The 22285-nt window shown below is 43.4% G+C and carries 30 protein-coding genes and 1 pseudogene; 13 read left to right on the top strand and 18 right to left on the bottom strand.

Annotation, left to right across the window (positions count from 1 at the left end; all coding sequences use genetic code 11):
* Positions 1-83: 83 nt before the first annotated feature.
* From LG003_RS20565 to LG003_RS20650, 17 genes are all read right to left on the bottom strand, one after another.
* Positions 84-371 (bottom strand): HigA family addiction module antitoxin, encoded by a 288-nt coding sequence (locus tag LG003_RS20565; RefSeq protein WP_262981521.1) that lies wholly within the window; start codon positions 369-371, stop codon positions 84-86.
* Entirely contained in the window at positions 371-649 is a 279-nt protein-coding gene (locus LG003_RS20570; protein ID WP_262981535.1) for a type II toxin-antitoxin system RelE/ParE family toxin, read from the bottom strand. The genes LG003_RS20565 and LG003_RS20570 overlap by 1 nt, the downstream gene beginning before the upstream one ends.
* A gap of 443 nt (positions 650-1092) precedes the next feature.
* Entirely contained in the window at positions 1093-2091 is a 999-nt protein-coding gene (gene rpoS, locus LG003_RS20575; RefSeq protein ID WP_112877120.1) for an RNA polymerase sigma factor RpoS, read from the bottom strand.
* Positions 2092-2142: 51 nt separating this feature from the next.
* The gene (gene nlpD / locus LG003_RS20580; RefSeq protein ID WP_192881000.1) at positions 2143-3120 is read right to left on the bottom strand and encodes a murein hydrolase activator NlpD; all 978 of its coding nucleotides are present in this window, start codon (positions 3118-3120) and stop codon (positions 2143-2145) included.
* Between the two features lie 169 nt (positions 3121-3289).
* Positions 3290-3916 carry a protein-L-isoaspartate(D-aspartate) O-methyltransferase gene (locus tag LG003_RS20585; protein WP_112877122.1) on the bottom strand — a complete coding sequence of 209 codons (627 nt, stop codon included), beginning with the start codon at positions 3914-3916 and terminating at the stop codon, positions 3290-3292.
* Entirely contained in the window at positions 3910-4674 is a 765-nt protein-coding gene (surE, locus tag LG003_RS20590) for a 5'/3'-nucleotidase SurE (RefSeq protein ID WP_112877123.1), read from the bottom strand. The genes LG003_RS20585 and surE overlap by 7 nt, the downstream gene beginning before the upstream one ends.
* Positions 4652-5701, bottom strand: coding sequence for a tRNA pseudouridine(13) synthase TruD (gene truD, locus LG003_RS20595; protein ID WP_112877124.1), 1050 nt, complete (start codon positions 5699-5701; stop codon positions 4652-4654). The genes surE and truD overlap by 23 nt, the downstream gene beginning before the upstream one ends.
* Positions 5702-5704: 3 nt before the next feature.
* Positions 5705-6178: a 2-C-methyl-D-erythritol 2,4-cyclodiphosphate synthase gene (gene ispF / locus LG003_RS20600; RefSeq protein ID WP_011145090.1), complete on the bottom strand. Its 474-nt coding sequence runs from the start codon at positions 6176-6178 to the stop codon at positions 5705-5707.
* 13 nt (positions 6179-6191) lie between these two features.
* Entirely contained in the window at positions 6192-6923 is a 732-nt protein-coding gene (gene ispD / locus LG003_RS20605; protein ID WP_262981522.1) for a 2-C-methyl-D-erythritol 4-phosphate cytidylyltransferase, read from the bottom strand.
* A gap of 5 nt (positions 6924-6928) precedes the next feature.
* A complete protein-coding gene (ftsB, locus tag LG003_RS20610) occupies positions 6929-7249 on the bottom strand; it encodes a cell division protein FtsB (protein WP_065390098.1) in 321 nt (106 codons plus the stop codon).
* A 146-nt stretch (positions 7250-7395) separates the two neighbouring features.
* Positions 7396-8028: an adenylyl-sulfate kinase gene (gene cysC / locus LG003_RS20615; RefSeq protein ID WP_112877126.1), complete on the bottom strand. Its 633-nt coding sequence runs from the start codon at positions 8026-8028 to the stop codon at positions 7396-7398.
* 1 nt (position 8029) lies between these two features.
* Positions 8030-9472: a sulfate adenylyltransferase subunit CysN gene (gene cysN, locus LG003_RS20620; RefSeq protein WP_112877127.1), complete on the bottom strand. Its 1443-nt coding sequence runs from the start codon at positions 9470-9472 to the stop codon at positions 8030-8032.
* Positions 9473-9483: 11 nt separating this feature from the next.
* Positions 9484-10392 (bottom strand): sulfate adenylyltransferase subunit CysD, encoded by a 909-nt coding sequence (cysD, locus tag LG003_RS20625; RefSeq protein WP_113026078.1) that lies wholly within the window; start codon positions 10390-10392, stop codon positions 9484-9486.
* Between the two features lie 9 nt (positions 10393-10401).
* Positions 10402-11814, bottom strand: coding sequence for a siroheme synthase CysG (cysG, locus tag LG003_RS20630; protein ID WP_262981523.1), 1413 nt, complete (start codon positions 11812-11814; stop codon positions 10402-10404).
* 235 nt (positions 11815-12049) lie between these two features.
* Positions 12050-13030, bottom strand: a complete 981-nt coding sequence (locus tag LG003_RS20635; RefSeq protein ID WP_262981524.1) for a phage integrase — start codon at positions 13028-13030, stop codon at positions 12050-12052.
* Between the two features lie 95 nt (positions 13031-13125).
* The gene (locus LG003_RS23565; RefSeq protein ID WP_390894159.1) at positions 13126-13686 is read right to left on the bottom strand and encodes a helix-turn-helix domain-containing protein; all 561 of its coding nucleotides are present in this window, start codon (positions 13684-13686) and stop codon (positions 13126-13128) included.
* Between the two features lie 117 nt (positions 13687-13803).
* The gene (locus LG003_RS20650; protein ID WP_315903399.1) at positions 13804-14115 is read right to left on the bottom strand and encodes a helix-turn-helix domain-containing protein; all 312 of its coding nucleotides are present in this window, start codon (positions 14113-14115) and stop codon (positions 13804-13806) included.
* A 99-nt stretch (positions 14116-14214) separates the two neighbouring features.
* Here LG003_RS20650 and LG003_RS20655 point away from each other — a divergent pair, with 99 nt between their 5' ends.
* Together LG003_RS20655 and LG003_RS20660 are read left to right on the top strand one after the other, a co-directional pair.
* Complete coding sequence (locus LG003_RS20655; RefSeq protein WP_262981525.1) at positions 14215-14475, top strand: hypothetical protein; 261 nt, start codon at positions 14215-14217, stop codon at positions 14473-14475.
* A gap of 17 nt (positions 14476-14492) precedes the next feature.
* Positions 14493-14699, top strand: a complete 207-nt coding sequence (locus tag LG003_RS20660) for a hypothetical protein (RefSeq protein WP_262981526.1) — start codon at positions 14493-14495, stop codon at positions 14697-14699.
* 90 nt (positions 14700-14789) lie between these two features.
* Here the strand turns inward: LG003_RS20660 and LG003_RS20665 are convergent, their stop codons facing one another.
* Positions 14790-15029, bottom strand: coding sequence for a hypothetical protein (locus tag LG003_RS20665; RefSeq protein WP_262981527.1), 240 nt, complete (start codon positions 15027-15029; stop codon positions 14790-14792).
* Positions 15030-15376: 347 nt separating this feature from the next.
* Between LG003_RS20665 and LG003_RS20670 the strand changes: the two genes are divergently transcribed.
* The 11 genes and pseudogenes from LG003_RS20670 (at position 15377) to LG003_RS20720 (ending at position 22046) form a co-directional block, all read left to right on the top strand.
* Positions 15377-15619, top strand: a complete 243-nt coding sequence (locus LG003_RS20670) for a hypothetical protein (RefSeq protein WP_049585563.1) — start codon at positions 15377-15379, stop codon at positions 15617-15619.
* A complete protein-coding gene (locus LG003_RS20675) occupies positions 15606-16019 on the top strand; it encodes a hypothetical protein (RefSeq protein ID WP_262981528.1) in 414 nt (137 codons plus the stop codon). Before LG003_RS20670 ends, LG003_RS20675 begins: the two co-directional genes overlap by 14 nt.
* A 172-nt stretch (positions 16020-16191) precedes the next feature.
* Positions 16192-16536 (top strand): DUF5347 domain-containing protein, encoded by a 345-nt coding sequence (locus tag LG003_RS20680; protein WP_262981529.1) that lies wholly within the window; start codon positions 16192-16194, stop codon positions 16534-16536.
* Between the two features lie 67 nt (positions 16537-16603).
* Positions 16604-16849, top strand: coding sequence for a DUF2732 domain-containing protein (locus tag LG003_RS20685; RefSeq protein WP_262981530.1), 246 nt, complete (start codon positions 16604-16606; stop codon positions 16847-16849).
* Positions 16842-17063, top strand: a complete 222-nt coding sequence (locus LG003_RS20690) for a TraR/DksA C4-type zinc finger protein (RefSeq protein ID WP_262981531.1) — start codon at positions 16842-16844, stop codon at positions 17061-17063. The genes LG003_RS20685 and LG003_RS20690 overlap by 8 nt, the downstream gene beginning before the upstream one ends.
* Before the next feature lies 1 nt (position 17064).
* Positions 17065-17259, top strand: coding sequence for a hypothetical protein (locus tag LG003_RS20695; protein WP_262981532.1), 195 nt, complete (start codon positions 17065-17067; stop codon positions 17257-17259).
* Positions 17252-18067 carry a DNA adenine methylase gene (locus tag LG003_RS20700; RefSeq protein ID WP_262981533.1) on the top strand — a complete coding sequence of 272 codons (816 nt, stop codon included), beginning with the start codon at positions 17252-17254 and terminating at the stop codon, positions 18065-18067. The genes LG003_RS20695 and LG003_RS20700 overlap by 8 nt, the downstream gene beginning before the upstream one ends.
* Positions 18067-19073 (top strand): annotated as a pseudogene (locus LG003_RS20705) (phosphoadenosine phosphosulfate reductase domain-containing protein). The gene LG003_RS20700 and the pseudogene LG003_RS20705 overlap by 1 nt, the downstream one beginning before the upstream one ends.
* Positions 19074-19075: 2 nt before the next feature.
* Positions 19076-21523, top strand: a complete 2448-nt coding sequence (locus tag LG003_RS20710; RefSeq protein WP_262981538.1) for a replication endonuclease — start codon at positions 19076-19078, stop codon at positions 21521-21523.
* 2 nt (positions 21524-21525) lie between these two features.
* Positions 21526-21858 carry a MazG-like family protein gene (locus tag LG003_RS20715; protein WP_262981534.1) on the top strand — a complete coding sequence of 111 codons (333 nt, stop codon included), beginning with the start codon at positions 21526-21528 and terminating at the stop codon, positions 21856-21858.
* Complete coding sequence (locus tag LG003_RS20720) at positions 21855-22046, top strand: hypothetical protein (protein WP_112876946.1); 192 nt, start codon at positions 21855-21857, stop codon at positions 22044-22046. The genes LG003_RS20715 and LG003_RS20720 overlap by 4 nt, the downstream gene beginning before the upstream one ends.
* Positions 22047-22285: the final 239 nt, after the last annotated feature.

Consider the following 22285-nt stretch of genomic DNA (forward strand, 5'->3'; position numbering starts at 1 on the left):
GAAAGGTGAGCTTATACTCACCTTTCAGGCCAATGACAAAACAATTGAGATGGTTCAGAATTAGGGACATTGAAATATGTTAATCAAGCTATGTGCAATCGATGAAGGTGAGACACATCGATATGCTGCTTTGCCTGCCATAAATCATAGTCCACCTGCATTCCCATCCAAACTTGAGGTGAACTGCCAATAACGGCAGACAATTTCAGTGCCATTTCTGGCGAAACATCAGACTTACCAACAACCAAGCGTTGCACAGTTGATGGTGCTACACCCAGTACCTTAGCCAGTCCTCTGGCGCTCAAATTCAGAGCCTCCATAGCCTCTTTAACTAATATTCCGGGATGCGGGGGGTTATACATCATAGCCATTAGTCGTAATCCTCATAGTTCACAACGTAGACATCACCATCATACAACTCAAAGGTAATTCGCCAATTCCCTGTCACAGTAATAGACCACACACCATTCCGGTTTCCTGTAAGTGGGTGTAAAAAAAAGCCAGGGATATCTACATCTTCAATTTTTACAGCTCTATTCAACACCTCAAGACGGGTAGCAATTTTTGGAACTTGCATAGCATTAATACCGGCTGTAGAACCTGTTTCAAAAAACTTTTTCAACCCTTTATGTTTAAAACTCTTAATCATATCCGTCCGCTGAACAGTGCTGCTCGGTACAATTATCATACTCAGTCGCCGCGCCACACGCAACACCTTTGCAAGTCACAGTGAGACTTTAAAAGCCATCTGTGGCTTGGATGGAATTATGCTGGCAATAAGAATTTAATCCCGAGAGGCCGGATATAATGTGGTGTATTGATATCAATTATATTCGCACGAAAATAAGAGTGGAGTTATCTGGCGATAGTGATGAACTTGTCCCCTTGAAAAGGAAAATTATTGGAAGAGGATAATGAAGTGCCCTAAATTAGTCGACCACTGCAATTTAAGTATTAGAAATCTCTGATTAAAACTTGCCATCATCCCAGACAAAATTAGGGAATCCTACCGGGTACTGAAGAACTTGATAATACCAAGCAAAAATACAAGCAACAGTTCTTCAGAACCCAAGTAGCCAAACTATTCAACAGTTAAGTACGGAATAACGCTTCAATATTCAAACCTTGAGTTTGCATAATATCTTTCAGACGTCGCAAACCTTCGACTTGGATCTGACGCACTCTTTCCCTTGTCAAACCGATCTCTTTGCCCACATCTTCCAGCGTTTCAGCCTCATATCCCAAAAGACCAAAACGACGCGCTAATACTTCACGTTGCTTCGAATTCAACTCAAACAACCATTTGACGATACTCTTTTTCATATCGTCTTCCTGTGTTGTTCCCTCCGGCCCACTTTCATTCTCATCCGATAAAACATCCAATAGCGCTTTATCAGAATCACTGCTAATAGGGGTATCAACCGAAATGATACGTTCATTCAATCGCAACATACGGCTTACGTCATCAACCGGTTTATCCAGTTGCTCTGCTATCTCTTCCGGGCTAGGTTCATGATCCAATTTATGGGCAAGTTCTCTTGCTGTACGCAAGTAGACGTTGAGCTCTTTAACAATATGGATTGGCAACCGAATAGTACGGGTTTGATTCATAATCGCCCGTTCAATGGTTTGCCGAATCCACCATGTTGCATAGGTAGAAAACCTGAACCCGCGCTCCGGGTCAAATTTTTCAACAGCACGGATAAGGCCAAGATTACCTTCTTCAATTAAATCAAGAAGAGCTAAGCCTCTGTTACTGTAACGGCGGGAAATTTTGACAACCAATCGCAAGTTACTTTCGATCATTCTCTGGCGGGCCAGAACATCACCACGTAATGCCCGCCTTGCGAAAAAAACCTCTTCTTCCGCCGTCAGCAAAGGAGAAAAACCAATCTCGCCGAGATAAAGCTGTGTTGCATCAAGAACCCGCTGGCTCATGCCCTGCAATACATCTAAATCATTCTCAAAATCAGTTAGATCACCCTCATTGTTCTTCAATAATTTCTCATCGAAGTCGTCAGCTTCAATACCACTTTCATCTAAATCCGCATCATCATACAACTCGTTAACTTTCAGCGTATTTTGGCTCATAAGCTGCCCCTACCCATGATAATGCAGGCAGAATTCAGCACTCTGCCCAGTTTATCGCTGCGGAAGATAACGCAGCGGGTTTACGGATTTTCCCTTGTAACGAATTTCAAAGTGTAATCTTACAGAGCTGGTACCCGTGCTACCCATAGCGGCAATTTTTTGCCCTGCCTTGATGTCCTGTTGCTCACGAACCAGCATTGTATCGTTATGAGCATAGGCACTCAGGTAGTCATCGTTATGTTTTATAATTATCAGATTTCCATATCCACGTAAGGCATTTCCGGCGTAGACAACTCGACCACCTGCTGTTGCAAATACTGACTGGCCCCTGCTACCTGCAATATCAATCCCTTTGTTACCCCCTTGGGCATCAGAGAAACTCTCAATCACTTTACCTTCAGCCGGCCACATCCAACTGCTGACAGCCCTGTTTCCACTGCTTGCGGTTGTCGTCGGTGACTCTAAATACGTATCGTTTACTGTTGATGTAGTTGCCCGTGGCAACATTTTTACACTCTTTTGCTTCCCAGAATTTGCAGGATACGCATTAGTTGATTGAGAATCAACCAGGGTTGTTTGAATTTGATTATGGTTATAAGTGGTTAACATCCCGCTACTACCGGTCCTCAAAGTCTGCCCCACCGTCAAACTGTAAGGTTCTGAAATATTATTTTTGCTTGCAAGATCACGAAAATCACTACCTGTGATCCAGGCAATATAAAACAGAGTATCACCATGCCTGACTGTATAAGTACTGCCGTTATAGCTACCTTTAGGAATACTGTCATAATCACGGCTATAAACGATTTTCCCCTGCAAATTGCTATCAGCCTCACTCATCGACGAAGGTGAAGATGGCATTGGCGTAGATACAGCAGCATGGCCGGAAGATATTACCGGATAACGACTCCCGCTGCTTTGTTTTTGATCAATACTAGTGATAGGTGCAGGACGAGTTGGTGTATTTGTACAACCTACTAACCAGACTCCCATCAATAAACACGTTACAATCCGCTGTATTTTTTTCATTGGGCTTCCCAAATTCATATTTCCTTCCCCCATAACGGCAAAGATAAGCGTAAAAATTAATAATTCTTAAAGGTTATACATAACCACAAAAATCTCGAAACGAAAATAATTTCGCTTATTAAAGCAAATATAACCATTAATTGAAAAATAGTTGCAATATACTATGAATTTAAGCCAGTTCCCCTTGCACAAGGGGCACAAAGCGCACAGCTTCGATCACTTCACTATGAAAACCATTGCCATGACGTTTCATGGATTTAAGAATTTGTGTATGCTCGCCAACGGGCAAAACCATCACACCACCATCAGCAAGCTGAAGCATCAATTCTTGTGGGATATACGGAGGCGCAGCGGTCACAATAATAGCATCAAATAACCCACGCGACGGCCATCCTTGCCAACCATCCCCATGACGGGTTGAAACATTATGCAAATCAAGCTGTTTCAATCTCCGTTTAGCCTGCCACTGTAAGCCCTTGATCCGTTCTACCGAGAAAACATGTTTGACCAAATGCGCTAATATTGCTGTCTGATAACCAGAGCCGGTACCAATTTCCAAAACCTTAGCATCCGGTGTTAACTGAAGCAGCTCAGTCATACGGGCAACAATATAAGGCTGAGAAATCGTTTGCCCATAACCAATAGGCAAGGCCGTATTTTCATACGCTTTATGTGCCAGTGCTTCATCGACAAAACGTTCTCTAGGCACGGCAGAAATGGCGGCCAGTAAACGTTCATCATCTATTCCCTGCTGGCGTAATTGTGTCAGCAAATTTTTCATTGCCCGACTCAGCATTCTCCATCAACCTCAGCTTTAGCTAACCAATCTCTTACTAACGCCTGCGCTTTATACGCAGTCAGATCTACCTGTAATGGCGTAATAGATACATATCCCTGTTCCACCGCCGCAAAATCTGTTTCAGGGCCAGCATCATATTTATCTCCCGGTGGCCCCAACCAGTAAAGCATGTTACCTTTCGGATCTTGCATAGAATAAACTTCTTCCGCGGCATGACGGCTACCACAACGTGTCACCCGAAAACCTTTAATGTGCTCAAGTGGCAGATCAGGAACATTCACATTTAAAATATTACCCGCTCTCAAAGGCGTTGTTTGTAGCATTTGTAACAAACGACATGTGATTTCTGTCGCTGTTTCATAATGCAATTCGCCGTCAAGTGAAATAGCCAATGCCGGCAACCCCAGATGACGGCCTTCCATCGCAGCCGCAACCGTACCGGAATAAATCACATCATCCCCAAGGTTAGGGCCACGATTAATACCAGAAACAACAATTTCAGGGCGCGGAAGAACCAGCCGATTAACACCGAGATAAACACAATCTGTTGGTGTGCCGCCCAATACTGAAATATCACCATTCTCCAGCGTATTAACACTTAATGAACGATCAAGGGTCAATGCATTAGATGCACCACTCCGATTACGATCAGGAGCAACAACCTGCACATGATAACTTTCACGCAATGCAGCCGCCAAAGCCTGAATCCCTGGAGCGGTCACACCATCATCATTACTCAACAATATTCGTAACATTATTTTGATCCTGATTGATTATTTCCCTGACCACACTGGTAGCAAAACTGCCAGCAGGCAACCAGAAACTGATTTTTACCGTGTCATTATCTTGCCATTGCCAACTCAGATTCTGAGGCTGCACCAGAATCGCCCTACGAGAACCCTCCACCCTTTCACGCTTGATAAGTTCCCACAACGATTCATAAGGCTGCAAATATTGCCGTTCAAAATCCACAGCTTGGTGCTGTGTTCCCAATTCACCGTCACCAGGCAGCGGTGCGGTTATTTGTAATTCTCCATCGCTCACCCGCTGTTGCAATAAAGGCAATTCAGCTTCATCAGCAACAAACCAGCTACCACGCCCTGTTAATTGTAGGGCGTCACCCTTCATTACCTGTTGTTGCTGTTTCAGAGCAACCCGCGCACTGGCTACCGCATTAAACATAGCACTACGACTAGCTGATAGATAAAAACTGCGCTTATTTCTCTCTTTTACTCGGATTTCATTATTTGCCCAACGCTGCGCTTGAATCAGATTCTGCCCATCCCGACCAAAACGCTGTTCACCGAAATAGTTAGGCACACCACTTTGCTGAATCAACTGTAGCCTGTTTTCAACCAATTGGTGATGACTGATTTCCCGCAAAATAAGTGTAAATGAGTTTCCTTTCAATGCGCCAATGCGCAATTTACGTTTCTGACGGGCTGTCGTCAGAACTTCACATCCCTCAAGCTGAAACGAGGCAAAATCAGGATCCTGTTTGCCCGGTAAGTGCAAACAAAACCACTGTTCTGCCACTGCATTACGGTCTTTTAAACCAGCATAGCTGACCGATCTAGACGGTATACCAGCGAAACGAGCGAGGTTATCTGCAACAAATTGAGTATTACAACCCGTTTTACGAATATGCACCATTAAGTGCTCACCTTCTCCATCAGGAGAAAACCCTAAATCTTCACAGACAATAAAATCTTCCGGCGAGGCTTTTAGTCTCCCCGTCGCTTCTGGTTGTCCATACAGCCAATTTAATTCAGCCAATACCATCAATTATTCCTTAACCAGCAAAGCAACCGCTTCGCAAGCAATACCTTCTTTACGCCCAACAAATCCCAATTTTTCGGTGGTTGTGGCTTTAACATTGATATCATCAATGTGACATTGCAGATCTTCTGCCAGATTGACTCTCATTTGTGGGATATGCGGCAACATTTTGGGGGCTTGAGCGATAATCGTAATATCCAGATTGCCAATCCGATACCCCTTTTCTCTGATACGTGAATAGGCTTCGCGCAATAATTTACGGCTATCCACCCCTTTAAACGCCGGATCAGTGTCTGGGAATAATTTCCCGATATCGCCCAATGCCGCAGCACCTAACAAAGCATCCGTTGCTGCATGGAGAGCAACATCACCATCGGAATGTGCCAACAACCCTTGTTCATAAGGAATACGAACACCACCGATAATAATCGGTCCTTCACCACCAAATTTATGCACATCGAAACCGTGCCCGATCCTCATGATGTCTGTTCCTTTATTTTCTAGACAGATAAAATTCTGCCAATGCCAAATCTTCAGGGCGCGTGACTTTTATATTGTCCGAACGCCCATTAACCAACACTGGTTGATAGCCGCAATATTCCAGTGCGGAAGCTTCATCTGTAATATTAGCATGTTGAGAAAGTGCTTTTGATAAACAATCCCTTAGTAACATCAATGGAAAAAACTGCGGTGTCAGTGCATGCCAGAGATCTTGCCGTTCTACTGTATGGTCAATAATCTGACCAACCCGTCCGCGTTTCATCGTATCGCGGACCGGCGATGCCAGAATACCACCGCATGCCATATTTCCCTGTTCATCGGCTACTGCCAATTGCAGCAAACGGTCAAGATCGTCACGGTGTAAACAAGGGCGGGCCGCATCATGCACTAAAACCCAGCAATGATCATTGCTAGTCAAATGAACCAGATGATTTAAACCAGCCAGCACAGAATCTGCTCGCTGTTCACCACCGGTTACCGTAGTAATGCGCGAATCTGATGCAATCTCAAGGGATTGAAACTGTGTGTCCGCGGGATTTAAAACAATCACAACATGCTGAATACGGGGATGAGCAAGTAATGCAGCCAAGGTGTGCTCAATAATAGTCTTTCCAGCAATAGACAGGTATTGCTTTGGGCAATCCGAATTCATTCGGCTACCAATACCCGCTGCTGGTACCAAAGCAATAATATCAGCACAGGAACGAAGTAATAGATTGTTCATTTTAATTATTGAGTATTATTTGGAGTCGAGGGACGCGAAGTGTTTTCTTTAGATTTATCAACGATTAAACGATAGAAAGTTTCACCCGGTTTGATCATACCCAATTCACTACGGGATCGCTCTTCGATGGCTTCCTGTCCACCCGTAAGATCATCAATTTCCGCCGATAACTGATCGTTACGCGCTTTAAGTTTGCTGTTATTACGCTCTTGCATCGCAACATCATTCTTAACTCGCACATAATCATGAATGCCGTTTTTACCAAGCCACAGTGAATACTGTAGCCATCCAAGTAAAACCAGTAATAGTAGCGTCAGTTTACCCATTTCCGCCCCCTAAAATATCTGTCAATCATCCCATAACTCAAAGAATGACGCCACTATCACAAAACAGGGTATGAGAAAAATAGTTGAATGCAGCTATTTTACACAAGCACATCACTGAAAACGCAATAATGTGCTTTTTGTTGACGTTATCCGTGATGAATCATTGAGCGTATAATGCCGCTCTTTTCCAATTCCACCAGCAACTGGGCCACGGAGATTTCAACGGATTGCTGGCCTGGAAGATAAATTTCCGGGTTATCGGGAACCTCATAGACTGAATCAATCCCCGTGAAATGACGAATTTCACCGGCACGGGCTTTTTTGTACAATCCTTTTGGATCACGGGATTCACAAATTTCCAGTGGTGTATCGACAAAAACTTCAATAAATTGCCCTGGTTCTAACAGTTCACGAACCTTTTTCCGCTCTGCTTTATGAGGGGAGATAAAAGCCGTCAGCACGACTAAACCCGCATCGACCATCAAACTGGCAACTTCACCCACACGGCGGATATTTTCCTGCCTATCCTGTTCGGAGAAACCCAAATCACTACAAAGGCCATGACGCAAGTTATCACCATCAAGCAAATAAGTTTTTATTCCTCGTTGGAACAGGGCCTGCTCTAAAGCCCCGGCTACAGTGGATTTCCCTGAACCCGATAGACCAGTGAACCAAATAACCAATGCAGGATGTCCATTTTCAATCTCCCGCTGCACTCTGGTCAGTTGATGTGGATGCCAGACAACATTTTCTGATAGCAAATTTTCAATGTCAGCCAATTTATTTACCTCCCAGTAAATCTCTGGCTCCCCAATGAGGGAAATGACGACGAATCAACCGATTCAATTCCAGTTCAAATTCGCTGAATCCTTTTGGCCCTTCATAAACATCTGTCTGAATTTCACGTACCAACCCCGCACCAACAGTGACATTAGTCAGTCGATCGATCAAAATAATGCCGCCAGTGTCGCTATTTTGCTGATAGCTATCGAGCATTAATGGTTCTTCAAAAGAAAATTCCACCGATCCAATGGCATTTAATGGTAAATCAACAGTCACCCGCTGTGTCAGGTGAGTAATATCCACTTGATATTGAATGTTCTCAACTTTCCCACGGCTCTTTTTACCCGCCACTTTGATATCAAGGTTCTGCCCCTGCACCAAAGGCTGTTCAGACATCCATACCACATCCACCAGCGCATGCCGGGTAACCATCATCTCATCATCGGCAGAAATCAGGAGATCACCTCGGCTGATATCAACTTCGTCTTTCAGCACCACCGTAATGGTTTCACCCGGAACAGCAAAATTCAAATCACCATTAAAAGTCACTATCCGCTCCACCTGAGAGCAGATACCGGACGGCATGACTTTAACTTTCTGCCCTTTACGTAAAATCCCAGACGAAAGTGTGCCACTATAACCACGAAAATCGAGATCAGGCCGACTAACATACTGTACCGGGAAGCGCAGTAACTGCTTCGAGGCTTCCTTTTTTACATCAACTGTCTCAAGAATATCCAACAACGTTGGTCCTTCATACCAATCCATATTTCGACTTCTAGTGACAATATTATCGCCATCAAGTGCAGAGATTGGGACAAAATGAACGTCCAAATCTGTCGGCAATTGAGCAGCGAAATTCATATAATTCTGTTTGATCTGATCAAAAACTTCCTGACGATATTCCACCAGATCCATTTTATTCACCGCTACCACCAAATGGCGAATACCTAGCAATGTACTGATAAAACTGTGACGACGGGTCTGCTCCTGAACACCTTTACGCGCATCAATCAACAGAATAGAGAGATCACAGGTCGATGCACCCGTTGCCATATTACGGGTGTACTGCTCATGTCCCGGTGTATCAGCAATGATAAATTTGCGTTTTTCTGTTGAAAAATAACGATAAGCCACATCAATGGTGATACCCTGTTCGCGCTCTGCGGCAAGACCATCCACCAATAAAGCCAGATCTAATTTTTCACCCTGAGTACCGATACGTTTACTGTCATTCTGCAATGTTGAAAGCTGATCTTCGTAGATCTGACGGGTATCATGTAACAAGCGTCCAATCAGAGTACTTTTGCCATCATCCACGCTGCCACACGTCAGGAAACGCAGTAATCCTTTCTCTTGTTGAGCGTGCAGATAAGCTTCCACACCGCCCTGTTGTTTAATTTGATGAGCAATAGTTTCATTCTGTGCAAGTGCTGACATGGTTGTACTCCTTAGAAATAACCTTGACGTTTTTTCAGTTCCATAGAAGCAGATTGATCACTATCAATCAGCCGCCCTTGCCGTTCACTTGTCGTCGATATCAGCATCTCTTCAATAATTTCCGGCAATGTTTCAGCATCAGATTTCACTGCTCCCGTCAGCGGCCAACAACCAAGAGTACGGAAACGAACTTTGCGCTGGCTGATAACCTCACCAGGTTTCAGATCGATCCGATTGTCATCAACCATAATCAGCGTACCCTCACGCTCCAATACCGGGCGTAATTTGGCAAAATAAAGGGGAACAATATCAATTTGCTCCAAATAGATGTATTGCCAAACATCCAGTTCAGTCCAGTTAGACAATGGGAATACGCGAATACTTTCACCTTTGTTAATCTGGCCGTTGTAATTACGCCACAATTCAGGACGCTGGTTTTTAGGGTCCCAACGATGTGAACGATCACGGAAGGAATAGATCCTCTCTTTGGCACGTGATTTCTCTTCATCACGACGAGCACCGCCGAAAGCGGCATCAAAACCATATTTATCCAGCGCCTGTTTTAACCCTTCGGTTTTCATGATGTCAGTATGTTTGGCACTACCATGCACAAATGGATTGATTCCCATTGCTTCCCCTTGCGGGTTGCGATACACCAATAGTTCAAAGCCGTAATTCTTAGCAGTACGATCACGAAACTCGTACATTTCGCGAAATTTCCAGCCCGTATCCACGTGCAGCAAAGGAAATGGCAATGTTCCCGGATAGAACGCCTTGCGTGCAAGATGAAGCATGACCGAAGAATCTTTACCGATAGAGTAAAGCATCACTGGGTTTTCAAACTCGGCGGCCACTTCCCGTATGATATGAATACTTTCAGCTTCAAGTTGCTGCAAGTGTGTCAATCTTTTCTCATCCATTACAACTCCTTATGCTAAATTGACTACTGCCGGACGGCTTATCTTGGCAATAGATTGTTGCCCAAACCAAGCTATCTGATGGTGGAGTTGGGCCACCTCTCCCACCACCAGTAAGGCCGGTGACGGTGCCTGCTGTGCTAACTGTTCCAGTTCCAGCAAAGTGCCTGTCAACACTTGCTGCTCTAGACGAGTACCACAACCAATGACGGCTACTGGTGTCTCTTTCTCTCGCCCATGTAAAATTAATTGATGACTTATCAAGGCTGCCTTTACCGTCCCCATATAAATCACCAGCGTCTGATGACCTCTAGCCAAAGCAGGCCAATCCAACTCATTACCCTTTTCTCGACAATGACCGGTAATAAAAGTGATACTCTGTGAATGTTCCCGGTGAGTTAGCGGAATTCCTGCATAAGCCGCCGCCCCGATGGCGGCGGTAATGCCCGGTACAACCTGAAAAGGGATACCTGCCGATGCTGCAACTTGTAGTTCTTCACCGCCACGGCCAAAAATAAAGGGATCACCGCCTTTAAGGCGAACCACTTTTTTCCCCTGTCCGGCAAATTTCACAATCAATCGGTTAGTTTCCTCCTGAGAAACAGAGTGATTACCCGCTCTTTTGCCAACGCAAATTTTATCTGCATCACGGCGAACCAGATCCAGTACATCACTGCTCACCAAATGATCATAAAGCACCACATCTGCCTGCTGAATAACCTGTAACCCCTTTAACGTCAGCAATCCCGGATCACCAGGACCAGCCCCAACCAAAACCAGTTCTCCCTGAGAATCAGACTGTTCTAGTTGTTGCTCAAGCTGTTTTTCCGCCTGTTGGATCTGACCGTTTGCAACCAACATAGCGAAACGACCATTGAAAGCCTGTTCCCAAAAAGAACGACGCTGGCGCATGGAAGTTAATCGCTGTTTTACTCGATCACGCCAATTCCCGGCGATGTTTGCCATCATGCCAAGGCTGGAAGGCAGTAACGCTTCTAGTTTCTCGCGGATTAAACGCGCTAATACCGGCGCTTTTCCCGCTGATGAAATCGCCACCAAAACCGGAGAACGGTCGATAATTGATGGAAAAATAAATGAGCAATGAGCTTGATCATCAACCACATTGACCAAAACACTGCGCCTATTCGCCTCAGTAAAAACCTGATGATTCAGAATATAATCATCAGTCGCAGCAATGACCAAAAAGATGCCATCAAGATATTCAGGCTGGAATTCTTCCTTATACCATTCCAACTCACCAGCTTGATAACACTGTTGTAATTCAGAGCACAATTCAGGCGCTACAACTTGTAATAATGCACCTGCCCGTAGTAGTAGAGTCGCCTTACGTGCGGCCACTTCTCCACCACCGACAAGCAATACAAGCCGCCCTTTCAGCTCAACAAATATCGGTAAGTAATCCACGATTGCCCTTGATATCCAGTGAAATATTTATAAGTACTGAAACTGTTTCGAATGAATATATGAGTCGGAGGTAAAGTTATAAAATGACAAAAAGGAATTAATTGTTCTGTAATGGAATATAGCCAGCCACTCCGCATCAGTGCTCACGCGGGCTAGCGAAAGTAAACACGAATTACAGATCCTTAATAATCTTAATAAATCCGAGTATTTTGGGCAAAATGTGGATCACTTACCGCTAGTTAAATGAGTTTTCTAATGGATTCAAGCGTACCGCATCATTCAAATAATCGGGGGAAAAATGCGCGTAAATCATAGTTTGCACAATTGAAGCGTGTCCTAGGATTTTTTGTAAAGTTAGTATGTTTCCCCCATTCATCATAAAGTGGCTTGCGAATGTGTGACGTAGTACATGCGTTGCTTGTCCTTTTGGTAGATTTGGAATCATTGACTTAAGTAAGAGCCGAACATATGAGTAATTCACATCGGGAAATAATTGTCGGTTCTTATGTTGCGAAATTTCATCATAAAGTGATTTAGAGATGGGAACCGTTCTGTTCTTGCCGTTTTTTGTATCTACGAAAGTAACTTTGTGCTTTATTACCCCTTCCCTAGTCAAATATGCCGCTTCATTCCATCGGGCCCCAGTAGCTAAGCACAATCTTGCAACTTTTAAGTTGTCACCATCAAGCGCGGACAGAAAATCTGCAATCTGTTCCAGACTGAGAAAAGCCATCTCAGCTTGGCTTTTCTTTAGCTGCTCAATTCCTTTTAATGGATGAATACCATGATATTTATCCAATTTGATTAACGTCGTGAAAACCCCACTGAGCAACATTTGCTTTTTGTTAATCGTTGCTGGTTTTATACCTGCTAGTAGCTTCTCTGCCCTGTAATCTGCAAATGTACTTTTCGTCATTTTCAATACTGGCGGATTTTCCATATCACGCGCCATATTCAACAAATTCTGTTTGGATTCCTTACCTGTTTTTAAAGATTGCCCCTTGTACTTCCACCACAGATCAATTAACTCAATGAGAGTCCGGCGATCCGTTGGTTTATTTAACCAGTCTTTATCGTTTTGGGTAGCGATTACCCATCGTTCATACTGCTGCGCTTCGGACTTTGTACTAAAGCGCTTGCGAATACGCTTGCCTTTACGCCCTTGCGGGCGAACATCAACAAGGTACTGCCCGCTATCTAATTTTGATACACTCACAATCAGCAACACCTACAAGATAATCAGTACCAACTAATGAGGGCACAGCTAAGTTTATATGGCGTGCCCTTAATGCGTGTATATTTTATATACGGCTAACCAACTTTCTGGCCGCTTTGGTTGTCGGATATGTCGTCGCACCTATCATGGGAGAGGGCTGGAGATATCTGTCCCGCCGCTTTCGACGTCTTATCTGTCATTAACCACAATGTGTACTTTTCAAATTGTGGATTTTGCGTAATTTTCGCCAATGCATTTGCTCCGGGTTCAAAATTTCCACCTTCATATTTTTCCAATGTACTAACTGATAACTCGGTGATTTTACAGAATTTAGCTTGGCTTAACCCCTCTGCAACCCTAATTGCTTTGATTTTTTCACCAAAACCATTAGGGGAAAGAACGGGGGATATTTGCCCTGACATTTCTAAAGTTTTATTACTCATTAGCCACATCGTGTATTTTTCAAATCTGGGGTGATGAGTGACTTTATCAATAATTGATAAACCAGCCTCTCTCTGCCCTGATTCATAATTTCTTACAGTACTCAAGCCCAATCCCAGTTCTTTTGCAAATGTGACTTGCGTTAGCCCCTCAGCTTTTCTGATAAGTCTAAGTTTTTCTGCATAACTGCTTGACAAGGTTTCCGCTTGATTCATTGACTGATAATCACCATCACAAATGTTTTCATTAATGAACTCCTTAAGTTATAAGCCAAGGGAAACGTTCAGCGCAAATCCCACCACGCCCCCAACGTATGTATATGTTATATATAGTTAACCAACCTTCTGGCCGCTTCGGCTGTTGTATGTGTCGTCGTCTCGCCCATCAGGGGAGAGAGCGGGGGATATCTGCCCCGCCATTTCTAAAGTTTTATTACTCATTAGCCACATTGTGTATTTTTCAAATCTGGGGTGATTCGTGATTTTATCAATAATTGATAAACCAGCCTCTCTACGCCCCGTTTCATAATTTTTTACAGTACTCAAACCCACTCCCAGTTCTTTTGCAAATGCGACTTGCGTTAGCCCCTCTGCTTTTCTGATGAGTTTAAGTTTTTTTGCATAACTGCTTGACAAGGTTTGCACTTGAAGACTATCCTCACATTATTGAGGACTTCAATTGAAGTCCTTTGAATCCGGTTAAATCCGAACGAAATTCAGATAAAGATTTGGGAAGAATAAACTATGTCAGTTAAAAGACCTAAGCCTCTCGTGATAAAAATGCCCGATTGCCCTGTTGTTTTCTGCCTGCCATACCCAAAGCTAACGCTTTCAGCATATGCAGAGGTCACAGGTCAGACGGTCAGAACCGTCCAACAGCAAGCCAATGAGCAAAAATTGACGCTGACAAAAAAAAAGAAAGGCAGAGAACGTGAAGTAAATATGGTTTATGAGTTCCTTGAAGCTTATGAAGAAGCTCAGGAAGCGCTCCGCATGAAGTTTTAAAAATAGCTGAGGTGATAATGATGAATCACACCAATCTCATTCTAAAACCAGTCAGCAATCATACAGAAACCTACGGCGCTTTTGCAATTCGCCGGTTGCCGAGAAACAAAATCAATACAACCACTCGCTACCAGATCAGCGACGGCGAGTATTCATATGGCAAGTTTGATTCAAAAGAACAAGCAATGAGTCAGGTCAGACAGTTATATAGGAGCAGACAGTGAATAGCGTATATAAAACAAAATATAAAGTAGGGGATACCGTTATTCATGGTACCCGCCTTGCTTACTCGGCTTACGGTCAAATAGTTAATATCAATGCGTATGATTTTCTTGAGCAGCTCCCTGCAACAGTTCGGCGCGTTGAATATAGCCTTGAAGAAACTTCACCGTGTCTTTTGCTTGCTCAAGAGTAAGCCCGGTAAATAGCTGACCGTCTTTAGGTAGTTTATGTGGTGGTTTGAGGCGATAGTGGAACCGGAGGCAAGCCAGATGATTTGCTTCGATGTATTCCAGTTCGGCGGGGATATAAATAGGTACTTCTTTTTTAGACATTTTGCTTACCTTTTTGGTCGTATGGACGCACCAGAATACCATGTGCCAGATATGGATAAAACCAAGCAACATTTGATCAATACTTGAGAATAGTTTGATTGTATGAGGTGAAAAATGGAATGTTTAATGTTTCAGCATAACAAAAAAACTATTTTAGTGATTGAAAGTGATATTGCTTACAGTTATCCGGTTTCATCATTAAGTTGTTTATGTATAGTCATGAATAATGGAAAGAAATATAACGCTACCAATGTTGTATCGGTATCCCTTGAAAACATTAATGGCGAACTCTTGTTAACAGAACAATGTTATCAACAAAGTCAGGTAATTATATAGGAGCAGAGAACATGCAACGTCTAACAACTGATTCTGGATTACCAAATTTAAAATTATTATCACATATTGAACGCGCCGATCTTCATTTAACCATCGTGCGTCGAATAACAGATGTCCTGCAATATGCGGGAGACGAAACCCCGCTGTCTCTTTCTGACGTGATAGCAATCTTTGAATCATTCATGAAGATTAGCACCGGTGAAAATTACGAACTGAGATTGTTAAATAGAGGATTAAGCAATGTCACAAAATAAAAAACACGTACACGCTGAATTAATGATGCAATATGCACGAGATGCTTTGAAGACAGACGAGCCGTGGTTAATGTGGGAACGGCTTCATATTGAAGCAGTCAACTGGGAACAATGTCTATATAGTCCGGCGTGGAGCACAGAATTTAAATATCGCCGCAAGCCTGAAATGATCACGGTCGGAAAAGTGAGTTTTCCGAAGCCTGTTGATTATGAGTTAAATAACGGAGATGAGTATTATTCTGTTATTGAATCAATGTCACGTAATGAATTCGGTCAGCTTGCTTGGTTCGGAGATGATATTGACAATTTATATCTTAACAACGGATGCATTCATTTAACTGAGGAAGCTGCTAAACAACACGCCGAAGCATTAATTAAAATCAACAACGGGGAATTCTAATGAACTCACTCGAAAAGATGTCTCATAAATATAAATTGACTGGCGAAGACTTTAAGTCACCAAAACCGACTGACGGCTTATTATATCCGCTCGTCATGTTGTATGTTGCGTCCGCTATTATTTTCTTACTGAAATAAACTTCCCTATATTTGAAAAAAAAAGGGGGGGAAGCATGGCAAATACAGAAGCATTCCGCTTTGCTGAAATAGCGATGGGAAACCGGGCCGATGCACTTAATCAGTTATCGGCAATACGATATCAACACTTCGGAGAGAATCAAGAAGAACTGAGCGAGTTTATTTCACTGATGCGGGATAAGTGGGAGTGGCCGGATAGCTTCGCATTTAACAAGCGCGTTCTGACGGCTATTTTTAATCTCGCTGATATTCATGAATCCCGACATGATATTAGCTTTAATGAACTCACTCCTGATGAGAAAAAATCATTAGTACGGACAATTAATCATTTAAAGGTGGTAGCTAGCATATTTCCCGAACGATTATCTATGCCACGTTAATTGATGATTGATTCTTAATAGCGTAAACCCGCAGGACATTTTATTGCCTAAATAAAGGAAAGTGAAAATGAGAAATATCGAAAAGAGAAAAATAAAAATTGGCGGCAAAGTTGAAGAAAATACTTTGCTGGGATTGCTCAACGACGCACGCGCGGACGAAAGGCAATGCTGCGCTGCTCGCTTCTCTGCGCGTCTTGTCAAACTCTCAACGCGCATTCTTAAGCATAAGCTTGATTATGCCAATGCTTCTCTATTGTTAACCGACGAAGCGCGGGAAATCGAGCGTCAGGCGGAGGAGTGGCACTATGTCTGATTCTGTTGATATTGCTGAAAAACATATCGCCGCCACTTTAGAGCGTCAAATCAGAGCTGTGACTGACCGTTGTACCAGTGTTTCAGCTTTTGAGTGTGATGACTGCGGTAATTCTATCTCAGAAGAACGTAGGAAAGCTGTAATAGGCGTCACTCGCTGTATTACACGCCAGTCAATCATTGAACTGAAACAGAAGCATTATCGGAGTGTGTGAAATGGAAAATAAACCAGCTTGCAATACTGAAAAGCAGATTTGCTGTCATAATTGTCATGTGGATATTGAATTAAGTGATTTGATTTTTCAAGAAAATATAACGGGTGACGATGAAGGATATTTTCATTGCCCATCATGCCTAGTTCCACTCTTGACGGAGAGTGATTTCTCAAGCGGGAATAACAGCCATGAATAAAACAATTTTAAAATGGGCGGGCAGCAAAGCTCGCGTCATGGATAAATTATTACCACATTTACCAGCCGGGGGACGGCTGGTAGAGCCGTTCGCTGGCTCTTGTGCTGTCATGATGAACACCGATTATGATGAATATTTGATTGCTGATATCAATTCAGATCTGATTAATATGTATCAGCAAATTAAAGATAATGTTGAATTATTCATAGAATTATCACGAGATTTTTTTAAGTTCTATAATAATGAGCATGGCTTTTATTTGTTGAGAGATAAATTTAACTCAGAGTTGCCGGAGTGCCGTTCCCCGCTTATTCGCGCCGTTTGGTTTTTATATCTGAATCGTCATTGCTTTAATGGCTTGTGCCGATATAACAAAAGCGGTCATTTCAATGTGCCGTTTGGTAAATATAAATCTGTGTATTTCCCGGAAAATGAGATCCGTGCATTTGCTGAAAAAGCGCAGCGAGCGACGTTTATTTGCGCTGATTGGAGAGAGACATTGCAGCTTGTCAAAGCTGATGATGTTATATATTGCGATCCGCCCTATCTTAATAAATTCACCAGTTACTACGATAACCATTTCAGCGTTAGTGAACAGTATGAGCTGACCATCGCGTTAATCATATTGCATGACGAATCGGGTAATTCTATTGTTGTATCAAATAGCATAGATGCCAAAAGCATTTATAAAGGTTTTGATGTTTTTGATATTACAGAAATTACAACTCATCGTTCTATTGCAGCGTCAGGCAATAGCAGAAAACCCGCGACAGAAATTATTACCAGTCTATTGATGGGGGTGAGCTAATGATTGATATCCGGTGTCATGCAGATAATACCATCAATGTTATCTCCGTCTCTGGGGGTAAAGATTCCTTGGCTCAATGGTTGTTGGCTATTGAAAACGGCGTAAATCATATTGCTGTATTTGCAGATACGGGACATGAACACCCGCAAACCCTAGAGTATCTGGATTATCTGGAAAGCCGTTTGGGGAAAATTCAGCGTGTGCGTGGCGATTTTTCGGATCGGATAAATGCCAAGCGAGAGTTTATCAAATCACGTTGGCCCGTCAGTCTAGTCTTAGAATGTGGAATGACTGCGGATCAGGCAGAAAAGAGAATTATTGCCGCACTAAAAGTGCTGTTCTCTACCAATAACCCGTTTCTTGATCTGTGCATGCTAAAAGGGCGTTTTCCATCAACCAAGGCTCGGTTTTGTACATTCGAGCTAAAGCACAAACCCATTGCCGAGCAGGTTATTCAACCTCTGCTCTCTCAGTTTGACGAAGTTATCTCATGGCAGGGCGTCAGAGCGCAGGAGTCACCATCACGCGCTGGGTTGCCTATTTGGGAATCGGATATTGATGATACTGCGGGGCTGTCTGTTTATCGCCCTATTTTATCATGGACTCATGAGCATGTTTTCGCACTGGCGAAAAAGCACAGTATTAAACCCAACCCCCTGTATCAGCAGGGGTGCTCTCGTGTTGGGTGTATGCCGTGCATTCATGCCCGCAAATCTGAACTCGCGGAAATATTCGTTCGTTTCCCAGATGAAATTGCCCGCGTCGCTCAATGGGAGCGTATGGTCGCGGCTTGTTCCCGCTACGGTAACAGCACCTTTTTTCCTTCTCATCAGGATCCCGTGAAACGGGAACGTCGCATTGACTGTGTGACTCTTGAATCTCACGGCATAGAGACATACCGCGATTGGGCGTTGACCTCTAGGGGGGGGGGCGTCAGTTTGATTTATTGGCCGAAGAAAATTCATATCAGGCGTGTAGTTCTGTTTATGCTGGAGTGTGTGAGTGAATATGCAATGTGAATGGGCGTTTTCGTGGAATGCGCCCCGTCCGGCGATAGCATCACCCTTTTTTGAGGATGCTTTGTTATCAAAGGGTGAGGTGACGTCCGAACATCCACATGTAAAAAAATATCTGACCCGCTTAATAGAGCGGGATTTGCTGCATAGCCAGGTCTTAACGCCCGCACAGCAAGAGGCTCGCCGCCAATGTGCTTTACAAGAGAAACAGGCTTATGAAGAGAATCGGCGCTCGTGGCATGAAACTGCCGCAGGTGTTGAGTCTTATTTAAATGAGCAACCGCATTTTATTAAATCGTATTTTCAGAAAAAAATAATTTGGCTGCGTAAAAATCGCGGTATCAAACATAGCAATGCATTTTTGCTCGGAACAGTTAAGAGTGCATTGCTGCGTTTAAATGCCGTCAGAGAAAAACAAGGCGTCAAGCCTTATTGTGAACTGGCGTCTTATTACCAGGGCGTTTACCGCCATCTTGCCGAAATGAATAAGCGCCGGATTAAATCGCTGGCGAATGAAATCGCGGCGCGTATCAATGAGATGTTTTGTATTGAAACAGAAAATGCAAACGGTGAAACCGACGATTTAACAAAAGCTGATCTCTTGCTGATATATCGCAATTTGGCCGCCGAAGTTTATTCACTGCATATTATGCCGCCCGCCTGGTCACAACTAAAACCTATTCCCGGTCAATCTGACGATGAGCTGGATTTATACCCGGCTCTACCCGCGATATCAAGAATGATTAACACAGATTGGTGGGAGCGCCAACTCTGGCGTCTGCGCTGCGACTGGCGCGAGGGGCAGCTACGCGCAGCAAATCAGGTCAATAAAAAGGCTCATCCTTACCTGAGTTACGAAGCGGTTTCGGACTGGCAGGAACAACGTCGCCGCAATGCTGAATTCTTTAAAGCGCACGATTTGGTTGATGAAGCCGGTAACGTGGTTTCATTGGAAAATATGGTTTATGCAAGCATCAGTAATCCGGTTATTCGTCGCCATGAATTAATGGCGCGAATGCAAGGCATTGAGTTTGTTGCTCAAGAACGCGGTGACGTTGGCGTTTTTTATACTATAACTTGCCCGTCCAAATATCACGCCAATAATCATAGTGGTCATGCTAACCCAAAATGGAATCATTCAACGCCCGTTCAGGCACAGCATTATTTACGTAAAGTGTGGGCCAATATCGGCTCAAAACTGGATCGAGATGGGTTGCGAATTTACGGCTTCCGGGTTGTTGAGCCGCATCATGACAGTACTCCGCACTGGCATTTATTGCTGTTCATGCGCCCGGGTGAGCGTAAAGCCGTCACTGATATTATGCGCAGTTATGCCATCAAAGAAGACAGGCAAGAATTAGGTAAGCGGACAAGCGCCCGGTTTACCGCCAAAAAACTCGATCCGAAAAAGGGCAGTGCTACGGCATATGTTGCTAAATACATTTCAAAAAATATTGACGGTTACGCGCTTGACGGCGAGCGTGATAAAGAAACCGGTAAGCCACTAAAAGAGACGGCCAAATTCGCGATGGCGTGGGCTTCTCGTTATCGTATTCGTCAGTACCAGGCAATCGGGACTCCGCCCGTCACTGTCTGGCGTGAATTGAGAAAACTCAGCAATCAATTAACATCGGTATTAAAAATTTCAGGTGAGTTTAAGCGTGGGAAAGCGCTATTAAGTGACCCGCAAATGGATGCGGTTACTGCCGCCGCCGACGTCGGGTGCTTTGCTTCATACATCATGAAACAAGGCGGTGTGCTGATCCCGCGTAAAGATTATGTTGTTCATCTTGCGTATCAGCAAAATGATGAACCCGATGCCTATGGTGAAGTGGTAGATAAGATTTTTGGTATTTGGTCGCCACATATCGGCGAAGATTCCCGCGTATGCACCCGTCTTACAAAATGGAAAATTGTCTCTAAGAAAATTAACTCCAGCTCTAACAACTCTGAATCCGTAGGTTTGTCTTTTGGGTCTTTGTCTTTTAGCGGCCCCGCCGCCCCTTGGAGTTCTGTCAATAACTCTCCGGTGGTTCAAAATTCAAACAACAACAGGAGAGAAATTGACAGACATTACGATGATTTGTTGGTGAATGAGTTTCGTCAAAACTACCCGACAATGCATTTTGATGAAAAAGTGAAACGGATTTATGAGTCGGCAGCACTCAATAACATCGAAATGGACGATTTTTTAGCTCGCTCATTACTTGATGGAGGAAATATTATCGTCAATGACGAACGTTATTGCTTATCTATGTTTGGTTATTTGCAGAAAGAAACCAAACAACATAGAAAAAGCGTAAAAGCAATCATGAACAGGTTAAATGATAAATTGGGTAACCCTATTAATCTTAACGATATTTTTCATGATCCCGGAGGGCATTACTCTGCCATGGCTGAAGAGGCCGAAAGAAAATATTTTGATGAGCTAAGGGGTTAAAAATGACTGACTATTCAACTACGTGCGCAATGAACAATGTTCTGTCAGAAATGACAAAACAAGATGAACTCTGGGGTGCTGACCGTAATCATGACCCGTTCGTGTGGGCGGCAATATTGAGTGAAGAGATTGGGGAGTTCGCGCAGGCTATTTTGCATGATGAATTCGGCGGCAGTCACGCAGGAACGGCAAGAGATGAAGCGGTACAGATTGCCGCCGTCGCGCTGCAAATTATTGAGTATTATGACCGGAAAAAACGGAAACGACCCGATTTATCATTTTCGAATAACCCGGTATGGGTTGGTTTTGATCCGGGCGAAGAGCACACATCATGAAGGTGACAAAATTTCAACAAAAAGAAGATAAATTACTGGCTATTTTAAAAGAAAATAGTGACCGTTTTTATATTGATGATAACGGTATGATCCATATCAACTGGGAGCACCCCGCAGTACGCGCGGAAGTGATGAAACATATTGAGCAGCTTGCTCATATAAAACCGGGTGATAAGCTGCCGGGATGACCTCGATTAAATTAACTTAAGCCCGTTAATAGCGGGTTATTTTTACCACTTTGGTTTATTTTACTGATAACTATATAATTTTTATGGTAAATATCGGATGAATGAATTTCTCAAAAAAATCATTGAGTATTGCGACAGGAAAAAACCAAAATATCGACAAAACGAGTCACACATGATTCAATGGGATCAGTCTTGGCATTCAGGATATTATGTATGAGTAACACTAAAATTACCTCTAT

The sequence above is a fragment of the Photorhabdus kleinii genome, assembly GCF_025384885.1.
Taxonomy (GTDB): Bacteria; Pseudomonadota; Gammaproteobacteria; order Enterobacterales; family Enterobacteriaceae; genus Photorhabdus; species Photorhabdus kayaii.

Excerpts from the sequence above, each read along its gene's own strand:
- LG003_RS20565 (WP_262981521.1), bottom strand. The coding sequence starts at position 371 with ATGGCTATGATGTATAACCCCCCGCATCCCGGAATATTAGTTAAAGAG.
- LG003_RS20700 (WP_262981533.1), top strand. The coding sequence starts at position 17,252 with ATGAATAAAACAATTTTAAAATGGGCGGGCAGCAAAGCTCGCGTCATG.
- cysD (WP_113026078.1), bottom strand. The coding sequence starts at position 10,392 with ATGGATGAGAAAAGATTGACACACTTGCAGCAACTTGAAGCTGAAAGT.
- LG003_RS20690 (WP_262981531.1), top strand. The coding sequence starts at position 16,842 with ATGTCTGATTCTGTTGATATTGCTGAAAAACATATCGCCGCCACTTTA.
- ftsB (WP_065390098.1), bottom strand. The coding sequence starts at position 7,249 with ATGGGTAAACTGACGCTACTATTACTGGTTTTACTTGGATGGCTACAG.
- LG003_RS20695 (WP_262981532.1), top strand. The coding sequence starts at position 17,065 with ATGGAAAATAAACCAGCTTGCAATACTGAAAAGCAGATTTGCTGTCAT.
- LG003_RS20675 (WP_262981528.1), top strand. The coding sequence starts at position 15,606 with ATGTCACAAAATAAAAAACACGTACACGCTGAATTAATGATGCAATAT.
- LG003_RS20570 (WP_262981535.1), bottom strand. The coding sequence starts at position 649 with ATGATTAAGAGTTTTAAACATAAAGGGTTGAAAAAGTTTTTTGAAACA.
- rpoS (WP_112877120.1), bottom strand. The coding sequence starts at position 2,091 with ATGAGCCAAAATACGCTGAAAGTTAACGAGTTGTATGATGATGCGGAT.
- LG003_RS20655 (WP_262981525.1), top strand. The coding sequence starts at position 14,215 with ATGTCAGTTAAAAGACCTAAGCCTCTCGTGATAAAAATGCCCGATTGC.
- LG003_RS20720 (WP_112876946.1), top strand. The coding sequence starts at position 21,855 with ATGAAGGTGACAAAATTTCAACAAAAAGAAGATAAATTACTGGCTATT.
- ispF (WP_011145090.1), bottom strand. The coding sequence starts at position 6,178 with ATGAGGATCGGGCACGGTTTCGATGTGCATAAATTTGGTGGTGAAGGA.
- LG003_RS20685 (WP_262981530.1), top strand. The coding sequence starts at position 16,604 with ATGAGAAATATCGAAAAGAGAAAAATAAAAATTGGCGGCAAAGTTGAA.
- LG003_RS20670 (WP_049585563.1), top strand. The coding sequence starts at position 15,377 with ATGCAACGTCTAACAACTGATTCTGGATTACCAAATTTAAAATTATTA.
- ispD (WP_262981522.1), bottom strand. The coding sequence starts at position 6,923 with ATGAACAATCTATTACTTCGTTCCTGTGCTGATATTATTGCTTTGGTA.
- LG003_RS20710 (WP_262981538.1), top strand. The coding sequence starts at position 19,076 with ATGCAATGTGAATGGGCGTTTTCGTGGAATGCGCCCCGTCCGGCGATA.
- LG003_RS20660 (WP_262981526.1), top strand. The coding sequence starts at position 14,493 with ATGATGAATCACACCAATCTCATTCTAAAACCAGTCAGCAATCATACA.
- LG003_RS20585 (WP_112877122.1), bottom strand. The coding sequence starts at position 3,916 with ATGCTGAGTCGGGCAATGAAAAATTTGCTGACACAATTACGCCAGCAG.
- surE (WP_112877123.1), bottom strand. The coding sequence starts at position 4,674 with ATGTTACGAATATTGTTGAGTAATGATGATGGTGTGACCGCTCCAGGG.
- truD (WP_112877124.1), bottom strand. The coding sequence starts at position 5,701 with ATGGTATTGGCTGAATTAAATTGGCTGTATGGACAACCAGAAGCGACG.
- nlpD (WP_192881000.1), bottom strand. The coding sequence starts at position 3,120 with ATGAAAAAAATACAGCGGATTGTAACGTGTTTATTGATGGGAGTCTGG.
- LG003_RS20680 (WP_262981529.1), top strand. The coding sequence starts at position 16,192 with ATGGCAAATACAGAAGCATTCCGCTTTGCTGAAATAGCGATGGGAAAC.
- LG003_RS23565 (WP_390894159.1), bottom strand. The coding sequence starts at position 13,686 with ATGAATCAAGCGGAAACCTTGTCAAGCAGTTATGCAGAAAAACTTAGA.
- LG003_RS20665 (WP_262981527.1), bottom strand. The coding sequence starts at position 15,029 with ATGTCTAAAAAAGAAGTACCTATTTATATCCCCGCCGAACTGGAATAC.
- cysN (WP_112877127.1), bottom strand. The coding sequence starts at position 9,472 with ATGTCAGCACTTGCACAGAATGAAACTATTGCTCATCAAATTAAACAA.
- LG003_RS20715 (WP_262981534.1), top strand. The coding sequence starts at position 21,526 with ATGACTGACTATTCAACTACGTGCGCAATGAACAATGTTCTGTCAGAA.